Origin of the sequence: Neotamlana nanhaiensis (assembly GCF_000943555.1) — a bacterium.
Lineage (GTDB): Bacteria > Bacteroidota > Bacteroidia > Flavobacteriales > Flavobacteriaceae > Neotamlana > Neotamlana nanhaiensis.
Window position 1 is genome coordinate 384,194 of the sequence record NZ_JTDV01000002.1, and the last position, 15,531, is coordinate 399,724.

General features: G+C 37.2%; 10 protein-coding genes and 1 tRNA gene. 8 read left to right on the forward strand and 3 right to left on the reverse strand.

The window, feature by feature from the left end:
• Positions 1–157 precede the first annotated feature (157 nt).
• The 7 genes from PK35_RS04835 to PK35_RS04870 all read left to right on the forward strand — a co-directional run bounded on the left by PK35_RS04835 (position 158) and on the right by PK35_RS04870 (position 12,354).
• The gene (locus PK35_RS04835) at positions 158–3,172 is read left to right on the forward strand and encodes a SusC/RagA family TonB-linked outer membrane protein (RefSeq protein WP_044625551.1); all 3,015 of its coding nucleotides are present in this window, start codon (positions 158–160) and stop codon (positions 3,170–3,172) included.
• 10 nt (positions 3,173–3,182) lie between these two features.
• Positions 3,183–4,661: a RagB/SusD family nutrient uptake outer membrane protein gene (locus PK35_RS04840; RefSeq protein WP_044625552.1), complete on the forward strand. Its 1,479-nt coding sequence runs from the start codon at positions 3,183–3,185 to the stop codon at positions 4,659–4,661.
• An 11-nt stretch (positions 4,662–4,672) separates the two neighbouring features.
• Entirely contained in the window at positions 4,673–6,778 is a 2,106-nt protein-coding gene (locus tag PK35_RS17115) for a PKD domain-containing protein (RefSeq protein WP_131474394.1), read from the forward strand.
• 13 nt (positions 6,779–6,791) lie between these two features.
• Positions 6,792–8,450: a family 16 glycosylhydrolase gene (locus PK35_RS04855; RefSeq protein ID WP_044625553.1), complete on the forward strand. Its 1,659-nt coding sequence runs from the start codon at positions 6,792–6,794 to the stop codon at positions 8,448–8,450.
• Positions 8,451–8,453: 3 nt separating this feature from the next.
• Entirely contained in the window at positions 8,454–10,733 is a 2,280-nt protein-coding gene (bglX, locus tag PK35_RS04860) for a beta-glucosidase BglX (RefSeq protein WP_044625554.1), read from the forward strand.
• A gap of 3 nt (positions 10,734–10,736) precedes the next feature.
• A complete protein-coding gene (locus PK35_RS04865; RefSeq protein ID WP_044625555.1) occupies positions 10,737–11,498 on the forward strand; it encodes a glycoside hydrolase family 16 protein in 762 nt (253 codons plus the stop codon).
• Positions 11,499–11,670: 172 nt separating this feature from the next.
• The gene (locus tag PK35_RS04870) at positions 11,671–12,354 is read left to right on the forward strand and encodes a LysE family translocator (protein WP_044625556.1); all 684 of its coding nucleotides are present in this window, start codon (positions 11,671–11,673) and stop codon (positions 12,352–12,354) included.
• A 70-nt stretch (positions 12,355–12,424) separates the two neighbouring features.
• On the opposite strand, the gene PK35_RS04875 is transcribed toward PK35_RS04870, so the two are convergent.
• From PK35_RS04875 to PK35_RS04885, 3 genes are all read right to left on the reverse strand, one after another.
• Positions 12,425–12,495 (reverse strand) — tRNA-Cys (locus PK35_RS04875).
• A gap of 51 nt (positions 12,496–12,546) precedes the next feature.
• Positions 12,547–12,909 (reverse strand): dihydroneopterin aldolase, encoded by a 363-nt coding sequence (gene folB / locus PK35_RS04880; RefSeq protein WP_044625557.1) that lies wholly within the window; start codon positions 12,907–12,909, stop codon positions 12,547–12,549.
• A 65-nt stretch (positions 12,910–12,974) separates the two neighbouring features.
• Positions 12,975–13,175: a zinc ribbon domain-containing protein gene (locus PK35_RS04885; protein ID WP_044625558.1), complete on the reverse strand. Its 201-nt coding sequence runs from the start codon at positions 13,173–13,175 to the stop codon at positions 12,975–12,977.
• 105 nt (positions 13,176–13,280) lie between these two features.
• Here PK35_RS04885 and PK35_RS04890 point away from each other — a divergent pair, with 105 nt between their 5' ends.
• On the forward strand, positions 13,281–15,290 hold the full coding sequence (locus PK35_RS04890; protein ID WP_044625559.1) for a glutamine--tRNA ligase/YqeY domain fusion protein: 2,010 nt from the start codon (positions 13,281–13,283) through the stop codon (positions 15,288–15,290).
• Positions 15,291–15,531: the final 241 nt, after the last annotated feature.

The window sequence follows — 15,531 nt, forward strand, 5'->3', positions numbered from 1 at the left end:
TAGTTTAAAGCCTTTGTTTTCGGCATATAATCAACTAAAATTATAGAATCATTAATAAAAATATATTTTTTTTACGATGTATGTTTTTTGTTGAGGTGTTTTATAAAAATACTTTAATTGTGTTTTGTAATTTTATTTCAAACTAAAACTAAATTTTATGAGACACACGCTAATTAAATGTTTAGCCTTATTCTTATGTATATGGTCGCATGCACAAACTACTAGTGTAAGTGGTATTGTTCAAGATGAAACTGGATTTCCTATTCCAGGTGCCAATGTTATTATTAAAGGAACAACCACTGGAACGACCACCGATTTTGATGGTAACTTTACGCTAAATAAGGTTAATACTGGTGCAACCATAACCGTAAGTTATATAGGTTATATAACAAAAGATGTGGTTATTACTTCAAACCAAAACCTAACTATTACATTACAAGAAGATGTATCGCAACTCGACGAAGTGGTTGTAGTTGGTTATGGTACACAAAAGAAAAAAGATGTTACGGGAGCGGTATCTACAGTATCGGCCGAAACACTTGAAGATTTACGCCCAATAGATGCAGCGCAAGCCTTACAAGGTACCTCTGCCGGGGTTTCGGTTACAGCACCTTCGGGTTCTCCAGGTGGTAATTTTAATATATTAATTCGCGGCGTTAGTTCTAACCTTAATAATGAACCATTGGTAATTATTGATGGGTATAAAGGTGAGTTAAACTCTATCAACCCAAGCGATATTGAGACTTTTACCATTTTAAAAGATGCTCAAGCGGCTATTTATGGTATTCAAGGAGCCAATGGCGTGGTATTAGTTACTACAAAATCGGGTAGAAATAATGCCAAAGCAAAAATTAATTACACAGGTTATACTGGTATGCAACAAACCACCAGAAAATTACCTTATTTAAATGCCACCGAATATGCTTTAATTTTAAACGAAAGCTACGCGGCCAACGGGCAAGCATTACCATTCCCAAATGTTAGTGGTTTGGGAGCTGGAATAGATTGGCAAGACCAACTTTTTGAAACCGCACCAATTACAAACCATAGTTTATCGGTTACTGGTGGAGGCGAAAAAAGCACCTATTATTTTGGTGGTTCTATTTTAGAACAAGATGGTATTATTGCGAGTGAAAAATCAAACTTTCAACGTGCTAATGCCAAGATTAAATTAAGTTTTGATGTTTCTGAGAAATTAAAATTTACAACTTCGGCCAACTATTTTGTTAACAATCGTGGAACTATAGGCGAAAATGCCTTAGGAACACCATTATTCAACGCTTTAAATTATGCACCAACTTATAGTTTAAATCAAGAAGATACTAGTGGTTTTTTAGGTAACGAAGTGGTAAATCCATTATCGCAAATAGCGAATACCTTTAACGATTATAAAGGAAGCTCAATTGAAGGTACTTTTCAAGCCGATTACAAACCTATTGAAGGACTAACCATTACATCACGTATTGGTTTAAAAGCCTATAACGATACTGGTAAAACTTTTGCACCTATTGTAAATTACGGTTCGGGTAAAGTGTTTAATACCGATAGAAGTAGTGTAACACAAACTAAAAACACGAACAATTCCTATACTTGGGATACTTTTGCTACATACAATAAAGTATTTGACGAAAATCACAATACCTCATTTACATTGGGTACGAGTGCGCAACGTGCTTGGGGCGATAATTTACAAGCTACTGGTTTTGATGTGCCTAATAATTCTTGGGAATTTGCCGATATTTCTTTGGCCAATGGTTTAAGCGAAGCAAAATCTACAAGTTCATATATTTACGATACGCGTTTATCGTCATACTTTGGAAGGCTACAGTACGACTACAATAGCAAATATTTACTTTCTGCAATGATTCGTCGCGATGGTTCGTCTGACTTTGCGCCTGAAAACCGAATCGATTATTTCTATTCAGCTACTGCAGGTTGGAAAATTTCCGATGAAAACTTTTTAAAAGATTCAAACGTTATAAACTTTTTAAAACTTAGAGCTAGCTACGGTACTTTAGGAAATAATGTAGGTCAAGATTTATACCGTGCCTTATTAAGTGGTGAAGCTACTTATGTTTTAAATGGTGCTTTGGTTACTGGAACAGCAAATGGTAGAATTCCTAATCCCGATGCTAAATGGGAAACAGCAGAAAAGTTAGATATTGGTTTAGATTTAAACTTATTTGATAATAAATTTGAAATTGTAGCCGATTATTTTGTTGAAGATAGAAACGACTTATTAATTAGTGGTTTTCCAATCTCAGGAATTATAGGTGCCGGTGCTCCTGGTGCTGGGTTACCTACGGTTAATGCTGGTACAACCAGAAATAAAGGTATCGAGTTATTTTTAAATTATAAACAATTTATTGCAGACGATGTTTCGTTTAACATCAGTTATAATGTAACAAAAATAGAGAGTGAAGTTACTGCAATAAATGGTGGTAATATTCCAGAAGGTGGCTCGTTTAGTGTTGGGCAACCTGCTATTGCTAGAATGGAAATTGGCCAACCGATAGGCTATTTCTACGGTTTAAAAACCTATGGTATTTTTCAAAATCAAGCTGAAGTGGATGCACATCCTTCTCAATCTGGTTTAGGTGCCGATGCTGCTCCTGGCGATATTCGTTTTGTTGACGTTAATGGCGATGGCGAAATTACTATCGACGATAGAACCTATTTAGGTAAACCCATAGCTGATTACATTATGGGACTTAACTTAAGTTTCAATTATAAAAACCTCGATTTTGGTGCTTATATGTATGCCGAATTAGGTAAAGAAACCGTGCGTAACTACGAGCGCGATCAGCCTAATGTAAATCGTTTAAATCTGTATTTAAATAGATGGACAGGCGAGGGCACAAGCAATACTGTACCTCGTGCTACAACTGCAGGTACTTCAAATAAGTTATTTTCCGATTTTTATGTTGAAGATTCTTCATTCTTAAGAATTCAAAACATTCAATTAGGCTATTCGTTACCTAATGCTGTAATCGAAAAATTAGGTATGAGCAAATGTCGTTTTTACGCTTCAGTAAACAACGCATTCACATTTACAAAATACAATGGTTACGATCCTGCTGCAACCAATGGCAATGCAATTGGTGGTAGTATCGATTATGGGTTTTATCCTATTTCCAGACAGTTTATTTTAGGTTTAAACTTATCAATTTAATACAAGCATCATGAAAAAATATATAAATAAAACAGTTAAAAGTATACTTGTTGTTTTAGTGCTTTTTGGTGCTAATTCTTGCGGCGATTCTTATTTAGAAGATGTTGATCGGTACAGTATAGATTCCGAAAATTATTTTAATTCCGAAGACGATTATTACCAAGCGCTTATTGGGGCTTACGATTTGTTACAAGCAACCTATGTTAATGTTATTTTAGGTGAAATAGCTTCCGATAATACCTTATGCGGTGGCGAAAGTGCAACCGATGTAGTTGGCTGGCAACAAGTTGATGATATGATTCATACACCCGTAAATAGTGAACTTAGAAAACTTTGGGATTGGATGTACGCCGGTGTAAATCGTGCTAATTTTATTCTTGAATTTCAAGATAAAACCGATTTTGAAGGTAGAGAAATTATTATTGGTGAAGCCCGTTTTTTAAGAGCGTATTATTATTTCGAGTTAGTAAAATGGTTTGGACCAATTCCATTAAAGGAAACGCGTTTTCAGTTAGGTGATGAAACCAGTTTACCACGTGCTTCGGTAAGCGATGTGTATGCTTTAATTGAAGCCGATTTAAAATATGCAGTCGATAATTTAAATTATACGGCACCAGAAGTTGGGCGTGTTACCAAAGGTGCCGCACAAGCGCTTTTAGGAAAAGCCTATTTATACCAAGATAAATTTTCTGAAGCAGCTACGGTTTTAAACAATTTAATTGTAAACGGCCCTTACGATTTGGTAAGCGATTACGATACTATTTTTGAAAATGACAATGAAAACAACATAGAATCTGTATTTGAAGTACAATATTCTGATGCTGAAGGTGCTGGTTTTGAATGTTTACAATGTAGCGAAGGTAATGTGGCAGTCGGTTTTAACGGTATTCGTAACTATAATGGACCATTATTCGATTCTGGATTCAGCTTTAATGTTCCTACTCAAGAAGTCGTTGATGCTTTTGAAGCTGATGATTTACGTAAAGATGTAGCCATTTTAGATATTGAAAATTGGGCTGCTTTAAATGGTGCTACTTTTGGTACAGGTTATGAACACACAGGGTATTACAACAGAAAATATATTGCGCGTAAAGGCGATTTAAATACTGGAGATCAAAACCTTACAAATCCAAATAATTATAGGTCAATTCGTTTTGCCGATGTATTGTTAATGGCAGCCGAAGCTTATAACCGCGGCAATATTGACGATACTAAAGCACAACAATTTTTAAATCGTGTTCGTGCCAGAGCTTTTGGTGATACAAATCACAATGTTACTTCAACGGGAGTAGCCTTAACCGATGCTATTGCTAACGAACGTCGTGTAGAATTAGTAGGCGAGGGGCATCGTTTTTTCGATTTAGTTAGAACGGGTAAAGCTGCACAAGAAATTGATGGGTTTACCGCTGGTAAAAATGAAGTATTCCCTATTCCTTTTGAAGAAATTCAGTTTTCAAATGGCAACTGGGAACAAAATCCAAACTACTAAAAAATAAGACTATGAATTCATTAAAACATATATTAAAATTTTGTCTGATTGCATTATTCGTAGTGAGTTGTGTACAGGAAGACGATAATACCGATTTTGTAGATAGTATCGCTGCACCATCAAACATTTCGGCAGCTGTTAGTGTTACACAAGATAATACGGGACTTGTAACTATTACACCTCTTGGTGAAGGTGCGGTTACTTTTACAATTAATTATGGCGATGGTTCTGGAGAATCAGAAGCTATAAAACCAGGACAAAGCACGCAACATACGTACAGCGAAGGTAGTTATGATGCTACCATTACAGCAACAGGTTTAAACGGACTTAAAACAACGGCAACACAACCTATTTTAGTGTCGTTTAAAGCGCCTGAAAATTTATTAGTTACTATTGAAAATGATGCTGCGGTTTCTAAACAAGTTAACGTAAAAGCAAGTGCCGATTATGCATTGTCTTACGAAGTGTATTTTGGCGAACCAGGTAACGATGAGCCAGTTGCTGGAAACAATGGAGATACAGTATCTTACACCTATCAAGAAGCAGGAACGTATACCATTCGTGTGGTATCAATGAGTGCTGCTATTGCAACTACAGAGTATTCTGAGGAATTTGAGGTTACCGCAATTCTTCAGCCTTTAAATGCAGCACCAACGCCAATGTCGCGTAATCCTGAAGATGTTATTTCAATTTACAGCGGTGCATACACGAATGTTGAAGGTACTAACTATTTCCCAGATTGGGGACAAGCAGGACAAGGTAGCGGATGGGCAGAATTCGATTTAAATGGCGATACCATGTTACAATACATTAATTTAAGTTACCAAGGTATTGCATTAGCAGATGGTACTTCAGTTGATGTTTCAGGTATGGAATATCTTCATCTTGATGTTTGGATGGCCGAAGGTATAAACACTATCGAAACCTCACTTATTAACAATGCCGGTGGTACAGTTACCGAAGCTCCTGTAGTTTCAGCATTAACAGCAGGCGAGTGGACAAGCATTGAAATCCCAATTTCAGATTATACCGATCAAGGACTTACCGTTACCGAAATTTTCCAATTAAAATTCGTAGGCGATCCTTGGGCTTCAGGTACAGTGTTTATAGATAATATTTATTTCTATAAAGCGCCTTCAAATCCTTCAACAGGATTAGCTGGTACTTGGAAACTGGCACAAGAAGTTGGAGCTTTAGGTGTTGGTCCTGCCGTTGGAGATATTAGTTGGTGGAATTGCGATGCCGATTGTGTCGATTTAAGAGCATGTTATTACGATGATACCTATGTGTTTGGTACCGATGGTTCATTCACAAACAATTTAGGTGGTGAAACTTGGACAGAAGGTTGGCAAGGTGGCGGCGATTCTTGTGGTACGCCAATAGCACCGCACGATGGTTCTAACGCGGCAACTTATGTGTACGATGAAGCTGCTGGTACAGTAACCTTAAACGGTACAGGTGCATATATAGGTCTTTCAAAAGCCGTTAATGGTAGCGAATTAAGTAATCCTGCCGATACACCTGCTTCGGTAACTTATAATATCAATTTTATAGATCCTAATACCATTTCGGTTTATGTAGAAGCTGGCGATGGCGTATTCTGGCAGTACAAACTGGTTAGAGATGGCGCTGTAGTTTCTCCAGTAGCTGGTACTTGGAAACTTGCCGAAGAAGCTGGAGCTTTAGGTGTTGGTCCTGCCGTTGGAGACACAAGTTGGTGGAATTGTGATGCCGATTGTGTTGGTTTAAGAGCATGTTATTACGACGATACTTACGTTTTTGGTACCGATGGTTCATTTGCAAATAATTTAGGTAGCGAAACTTGGACAGAAGGTTGGCAAGGTGGTGGAGATTCTTGTGGTACACCAATAGCACCACATGATGGTTCTAATCCTGCAACGTATACGTACGATGCTGCTGCAGGCACCCTAACTGTAAATGGTACAGGTTCATTTATTGGCTTAGCGAAAGCGGTTAATGGCAGCGAACTAAGTAATCCAGCTGATACACCTGCTGCAATTACTTATAACGTCATGTTTATAGATAATAATACGATGTCGGTTTATGTAGAAGCTGGCGATGGCGTGTTCTGGCAATACAAACTAGTAAGAATTTAAAAATCTAAGAAAAATGAAATATTTAAAATATAATATAGCAATCATCCTTTCATTGGTATTACTAGTTTTAAGTTGTCAAGAAGATGATGCTACAATTGGAGAAATTATAGCGCCAAATACGGTTGAAATTTCGGCTGAAATTGTTGGTGCAGATACTGATAATCCAGATGGTGATGGTAGCGGATTTGTAAACTTAATTGCTACCGCAAATAATGCGGTAAGTTATAAATTCGATTTTGGTGATGGTTTAAGCGAAGTAGCTCCTTCGGGCGAGGTAATGCATCGTTTTACAAAAGTTGGTGTAAACACTTATACCGTGGTGGTAAACGCTGTTGGTACAGGTGGTTTATCGTCTAGTACGGCTATTGAAGTAACCGTTAGAAGTGATTTTGATGATCCTGAAGCAAAACAATTATTAAGCGGTGGTTCTAGCAGAACATGGTATTTAGCGGCTGCCGATAGTGAGCATTTAGGTGTTGGTCCAGGAAATGCAAGTATCGATGCAGAAGGCTATTGGTATCCAAAATGGTATGCGGCACAACCTTTTGAGAAATGTGGTGTAGAAATTAGTGCTTGTTTTTGTGATGATGAGCTTACGTTTAATTTAGATGCAAATGGTCAATTAACTTACGAGTTAAACAACAACGGATTCACTTTTTTCAATGCCGGACATCAATCTGTAATTGGTGAAAATGCCGGAGAAGATGCTTGTTTTGCTTTCGATACTTCAGGAACAAGTATTGTGTCATTAGCACCAACATCAACCGATTGGTCTTTATTACCAGATCCAGATTTTGAGGTACGTGGTACAGTTATGAATTTTTCAAACGATGCTTTTATGAGCTATTACATTGGTTCATCAACTTACGAAATTATTTCCATCACCGATACCGAATTACATGTACGTACCTTAGATGGAAACGATCCAGGATTAGCATGGTATTTAAAATTCCAAACAAGTCCGGCCGAAGATACTTTCCAAAGTGTATTTAACACCTTAGTATGGTCTGATGAGTTTGATACTCCAGGAGCTCCAGACGCTGCAAAATGGACCTATGATTTAGGTGCAGGCGGCTGGGGAAATAACGAAGTACAAACCTATACCAATAATGCCGAAAATGTTATTGTTGAAGATGGCATGTTAAAAATTACAGCTGTGGCAGATGGTTCTGGAGGTTATACATCGGCGCGATTAAAATCTCAAGATTTACAAGAGTTCACTTACGGTCGTGTTGAGGTGCGAGCTAAGTTACCATCTGCACAAGGTACATGGCCTGCAATTTGGATGCTTGGTGCCAATTTTGATGTTGTAGACTGGCCAGCTTGTGGAGAAATAGATATTATGGAGCAAACAGGTTGGGATAAATCTATAACATCGGCAGCTTTACATATGCCTGGTAATTCTGGTGGTGATGCCATTTTTAATGAAACACCAAATGCGACCTCGACTTCCGAATTTCATAATTATTCAGTAGAGTGGACGTCAACCGCTATTAAAATTTTGGTTGACGATACGGTATTTTTAAGTTGGGCGAACACGCCAGATACAGCCTTTAATGCCGATTTCTTTATAATTTTAAATGTCGCTATGGGCGGAACATTAGGAGGAACAATCGATCCTGCATTTATTCAAGATACTATGGAAATTGAATATGTAAGAGTTTATCAGTAAAACATGAAAACAGCAAAACTAATAGGGCTAGTTTTGCTGCTTGTTACCTTGGGTTGCAAGCAGCAAGACCAAGCAAACCCTACAAATATTTCAGAGGATATAAGCATAGAAAATAAGGTTGATTCCTTACTTTCTATAATGACGCTTGAAGAAAAAATTGGGCAAATGAACCAGTATAACGGGTTTTGGGACGTTACTGGACCAACCCCAGAAAATGGGGATGCAGCCAAGAAATATGAACATTTACGCAAAGGCTATGTGGGTTCCATGCTTAATGTTACAGGTGTAGAAAATGTACGCACAGTACAAAAAATTGCCGTTGAAGAAACGCGTTTAGGTATTCCGTTAATTATCGGTTTCGATGTTATTCATGGCTATAAAACGTTGAGTCCAATACCACTGGCAGAAGCAGCAAGTTGGGATTTACAAGCTATTAAAAAATCTGCTGAAGTTGCTGCCTTAGAAGCCTCAGCGGCAGGTATAAATTGGACGTTTGCACCGATGGTGGATATTTCTCGTGATGCCCGTTGGGGACGTGTAATGGAAGGTGCTGGCGAAGATACGTTCTTAGGTTCTAAAATCGCTGTGGCAAGAGTTGAAGGTTTTCAAGGCGACGATTTAAGCACACACAACACTATAGCGGCTTGCGCTAAACATTGGGCTGGTTATGGTTTTGCCGAATCTGGTAAAGATTACAACACCGTAGATGTGGGTACATCAACTTTAAATAACATCATTTTTCCGCCGTTTAAAGCAACGGTTGATGCTGGCGTGCGCACGTTTATGAATTCGTTTAACGAACTCAATGGTATTCCTGCTACAGGAAATGCTTATTTACAACGCTATGTTTTAAAAGGGAGTTGGGAATTTGATGGTTTTGTGGTGTCTGATTGGGGTTCAATGTCAGAAATGATTGCTCATGGTTACGCCGAAAATAAAAAGCATGCCGCAGAATTATCGGCAAATGCTGGATCGGATATGGATATGGAATCCTATGCTTATGTTGCAGAATTAGCAAATTTAGTAAACGAAGGCAAAGTTTCCGAAGCACACATTAACGATGCCGTTAAGCGTATTTTACGCGTAAAATTTGAGTTAGGATTATTCGACGATCCCTATAAATACTGCGATGCTTCTCGCGAAAAAGAAGTTACAGGAAGTCAAGAAATTCATGATGCCGTTTTAGAAATGGCAAAAAAATCTATTGTGCTTTTAAAAAATGAAAACAATACACTTCCGCTTAAAAAAGAAGGACAAAAAATAGCTTTAATAGGCGCATTGGCAGACGATAAAACGAGTCCGTTAGGAAGCTGGCGTATTGGTGCGGAAGATGGTACAGCCATTTCGGTTTTAGAAGGCATGCAACAATACAAGAACAATCAATTAACCTTTGCAAAAGGCGCGAATGTGATTACTGGTGGTGCGTCTTTTCCGTTTGAATTAAATATCAATACAAACGATAAATCGGAATTTTCTAAAGCCATAAACACTGCAAAAAATGCCGATGTTGTAGTTATGGTTCTAGGGGAACACGCATTTCAAAGTGGTGAGGCTAGAAGTAGAGCGCTATTAGGTTTACCAGGTGTTCAGCAAGAATTGTTAGAAGCCGTTTACGCCGTAAATAAAAACATTGTTTTGGTATTGAATAATGGTCGTCCGTTAACTATTCCGTGGGCAGATGCACATATTCCTGCTATTGTTGAAGCGTGGCATTTAGGCACACAAAGCGGTAATGCCATTGCGCAAGTGTTGTATGGTGATTATAACCCAAGTGGAAAATTACCTATGACGTTTCCAAGAAGCGTAGGACAACTTCCTATTTATTACAATTTTAAAAATACAGGAAGACCATCAGCCAACGAACCGAATAGTGTGTTTTGGTCGCATTATACCGACGAAAGTAATACACCGCTGTATCCGTTTGGTCATGGGTTAAGTTACACAACTTTCCAATATTCTAATTTACATGTAAATGTTGTAAATACGAATACCGTTGAGGTCTCTTTCAGCTTAAAAAATACAGGAAGCGCAAAAGGAAAAGAGGTTGCACAGCTTTATATCCGCGATTTGTTTGCGAGTGTCACACGTCCTGTGAAAGAACTAAAAGGTTTTGAGTTAGTGGCGTTAGAATCTGGAGAGACCAAACAAATTACCATAACCTTAACGGAAGATGAATTAGGATTTTACAATAATACTGGTGAGTTTGTTGTAGAACCAGGTGATTTCATGGTTTTTGTTGGCGGAAGTTCGAATACTGTTTTAGAAAAAAAATTTAAATTATAGTTTATGAAACCGACTGTTTTTTTATGGCTTGTGTTGTTGTTTTTTTCTTGTAAAGAAGAAGGCAAAAAACTCATTTGGGAAGAAAATTTTGATGGTAACGCACTCAATGAAGCCCACTGGAATTTCGAGCTCGGTAATGGTTGCCCTAACCTTTGTGGTTGGGGTAATAACGAACGCCAAATATATACAAAAACCAATCATAAGTTAGAAAATGGTATGCTAACCATTACGGCGAACTTGAAAGATTCGGTGTATACATCAACTCGAATTACGACCAAGAATAAATTTCAGTTTAAATATGGCACTATAGAAGCCCGAGCGAAATTACCCGTTGGTCAAGGTTTGTGGCCTGCTTTTTGGATGTTAGGTAGCAATATTGATACCGTTGGATGGCCTAAATGTGGCGAAATAGATATTTTAGAATATGTTGGTAAAGAACCAAGTATGGTGTTTACTTCACTACACACGCAAGACAGTCACGGAGAAACTATCAATACTAAAAAGACAAAAATTGAAGGTATAGAAGACGGTTTTCATGTGTATAAAGCGCATTGGACAGAGACAAAAATTGAATTTTTTATAGATGATAAATTACTGTACACGTTCGCCCCAGAAGCGTTAAACGATGAAACGATTTGGCCTTTTAACCAACCGTTTTACATCCTAGTAAATTTAGCTATTGGTGGCAATTTTGGAGGTCCAGAGGTAGATGACACAGTGTTTCCGCAGCAGTATATTATAGATTATATAAAGGTTTACAAATAAACCCTAAGCCATTTTTTAATAGCATAAAATTTATTTAGTTAAGTTTGTTTGTGGTTGTTATGCGAGGTTGTTATTTTATGGCAACCTCGCTTTGTTTTACAAAATGAAAGCTAAATACCTTCTTAAAAATTAAAAAAAAGCGTTATTTTGTAGAGAAACCACCACAGCATTTATGTTTGATGATATTTTAGCGGCAATTCCTTTTGGTATAATTTTATCGTTTACTATTGGACCTGTATTTTTTGTTCTACTCGAAACCAGCGCCACAAAGGGTATTAAGAGTGCTTTAATTTTCGATTCTGGGGTTATTCTTGCCGATATCATCTTTATTTTTGTAGCTTTTTTTAGTACCAATAAACTTTTAGATAAAATAAAAGACGATCCTAATTTTTTAGTATTTGGAGGTGTTTTACTTACAGCCTATGGTATTATTACGTTTATAAAAACTTCAAAATCGTTTAGAGAAATTGTTAGAGAGTATCATAAAGTAGAAATTAAAAAGGGCTATGGTAAGCTATTTTTAAAAGGTTTTCTGCTTAATTTTATAAATATTGGTGTGTTGTTAGGTTGGGTGGCTTTTATTGTATTAGCAAACAGTTTAACAAGTTCTAAAAACGGCGTGGTTGTGTTTCTTTCAACCATTTTAATCGTGTATTTATTAGTCGATTTAATAAAAATAGTAATTGCTAAAAAGCTAAAAAATAAGCTTACCCCGCGAGCTATTTTTAAAACTAAAAAAATAATAGCATTGGTTATTTTAGGGTTTGGTATTTTATTGTTGGTTCAAGGGTTTTTCCCAAAAGAAAAGGAACTTATTAAAGAAAAGTTCGAGCAAATTAACCCAATTGGTGGATAGCAATAGCATCAAAAAATAAAATTTACACTATAAAAAAAGCTCCCAGAAACTCTGGAAGCTTTTTGTTTTGAGGCGTCTAGCGGATTCGAACCGCTGTACAAGGTTTTGCAGACCTCTACCTAGCCACTCGGTCAAGACGCCGTAATCGGACTGCAAATGTAAAAAAAAATAAGAGTTTATTACATCTTAGTTTTATTTTTTACGCTTATCAGTCATTTTTATGGTCACTTTAGCTACATCACCACCAATTGGAGGGTTTAATTTGCTTACCCAAACCGTTGCTTTTGTAACTAATTTATCTTCTTTAAAAATGCGGTCTAAAATGCGGCGTGCTACGGTTTCAAGCAGATGCGACGCTTTTGCCATTTCTTCTTTTATAATTCTATTTAAAAAAACATAATCTACGGTATCGGCTAAATTATCGGTTTTTGCCGATGGTTGTAAATTCGCTTCAACTTCTAAATCTACGCGGTAATCGCTACCAATTTTAGTTTCTTCTTTTAAACATCCGTGGTAGGCAAACACACGAATATTTTCAACTTTTATAATTCCCATACTACAAAAATAATACAGGATTTGTCACTTCGAGTGGATTTCTACAAGAAATTTGTATCAAGAAGTTAGTTTGTAAAAAAGTCGAAAATATTACCCAAAGCACTGGTTTTCGATTTGTAAAACTCGGTATACGTACAGCGTTTACAAGTAACCGAAGAGAATTTTTTGTTTTGTACGTCAAAAATTTTCGAGAACCTTCCGCCAGTAGCACGCATTTCATCAAGTTCGTAAGTGGTATTTCCGCATTTCGGACAGCTGTAATTCATTTCAAAAAAGGTTTAAATTAATATTTACACACTATTAGTACAATCTTTCTGCGTTTTGTTACGAATTTCATTAATTTTATACCCTATTTTAAGTACAGTTTATATATGTCTGAAGAAACAAAATCGCTCAACTTTATCGAGCATATTATTGAAGAAGATTTAGCTAACGGATTAGCTAAAGATAAACTACGTTTTCGTTTTCCGCCAGAGCCAAACGGCTATTTACACATTGGGCACACCAAGGCTATTGGTATTAGTTTTGGCTTAGGATTAAAGTACAACGCGCCTGTAAATTTAAGGTTCGACGACACTAATCCTGCAAAAGAAGAACAGGAATATGTCGATGCTATTAAAAAGGATATCGCTTGGTTAGGTTACCAATGGGAAAACGAATTATACTCTTCAGATTATTTCCAGCAATTGTACGATTGGGCGGTTCAGTTAATAAAAGATGGTAAAGCCTATGTAGATTCGCAATCGAGTGAAGCTATGGCAGAACAAAAAGGCACACCAACACAACCCGGTGTAGATGGTCCTTACAGAAACAGAACGGTTGAAGAAAACTTAGACCTTTTTACACGCATGAAAAATGGTGAGTTTGAAGAAGGTGAACATATTTTGCGTGCCAAAATAGACATGCAACATACCAACATGCTTATGCGCGACCCTATTATGTATCGGGTTATTAAAAAGCATCATCACCGTACAGGAAACGATTGGTGTATATACCCAATGTACGATTGGACGCATGGTGAGAGTGATTACATAGAGCAAATTTCACACAGTTTATGTTCATTAGAATTTAAACCACACCGCGAGCTTTACGATTGGTTTAAAGAGCAGGTTTACGATTACTCGAAAGCCGAATACCCCATGTTACCAAAGCAACGTGAGTTTGCTCGTTTAAACCTAAGTTATACTATAATGAGTAAGCGAAAGCTACTAAAATTGGTTGAAGATAAGGTGGTTTCTGGATGGGACGACCCGCGTATGCCAACCATTTCTGGGTTGCGTCGTCGTGGTTACACACCAGCATCGTTGCGAAAATTTGTTGATACCGTTGGTGTGGCTAAACGCGAAAATGTGATTGATGTAGCGCTTTTAGAATTCTGCGTTCGTGAAGATTTAAACAAAACAGCTCCGCGCGTTATGGCGGTTTTAAATCCGTTAAAAGTTGTTATAACCAATTATCCTGACGGAAAAGAGGAGTGGCTTGACGCGGAAAATAATCCAGAGGATGAAAGTGCAGGATCAAGAAAAGTACCGTTTTCAAAAGAAATTTACATCGAGCAAACCGATTTTAAAGAGGAGGCAAGTAGTAAATTCTTCAGACTAAAATTAGGTGGAGAAGTGAGGTTGAAAAATGCCTATATTATAAAAGCTGAAAACGTGATTAAAGATGCCAACGGAAACATAACTGAAGTGCATTGTACTTACGATACCGATACCTCTAAAAAAGTGAAAGGTACCTTGCATTGGGTATCTATTAAACATGCTGTAAAAGCCGAAGTTAGAGAATACGATCGTTTGTTTATGGATGAAGCACCAGATAGCCACGACGGAAAAGATTTTATGGCGTTTTTAAATCCAAATTCTTTAAAAGTTATTGAAGCTTTTGTAGAGCCAAGTTTAGCTGAAGCTAAAATAGGCGAGCAGTTTCAGTTTCAACGTTTAGGTTATTTTAATGTAGATGACGATTCTAAACCAGAAGCGTTAGTTTTTAATAAAACTGTTGGTTTACGCGATAGTTGGGCAAAACAAGCGCCGAAGCAAAATAACGCGCCACAACCGCAACAAAACAAGCCACAGCAACAACGCAAGGCTATAAATGTGGTGCAACAATTGGGTAAAAAATACACCAATTATCCGCCAGAAAAGCAAGAAAAAGTTAAAGCTGAAATATTAGAACTTGCCAAAGATGTTAGCTACGACGAGTTAGAACCTCTTTTTAACACCGCAGTTAAAAAAGTAGGAACACGTATAGCAGCTATGTTGGTGTTGCAAGTCAAATTAAGTGAAGGTCAAGAGCGTAACGAAGCTATTAATAGTTTTATTGAAAAGGCTCTGGATGATAAAAGCGAATTGCTAGTAGCTGAAGCAAAAGAGATAGCTTAATTTTTTTTGTCAATTCGAGTAATTCTGAGATTACGAAGCATTGTATCGAGAATTTTTTAGCGTAAAGTTTCAAAACCTTCTCGATACAGATTTGCTCCGTTGCGCTTCGCAAATCTACTCGAAGTGACAAAACGTTATTCGGAATAGCTATTAGTTGTTTTTTAAAATCCACCGTCAATTCGAGTGATTCCGAGGCACGAGGAATTGTATCGAGAATAGTTCGAGCAGGAACTTTTTTTTA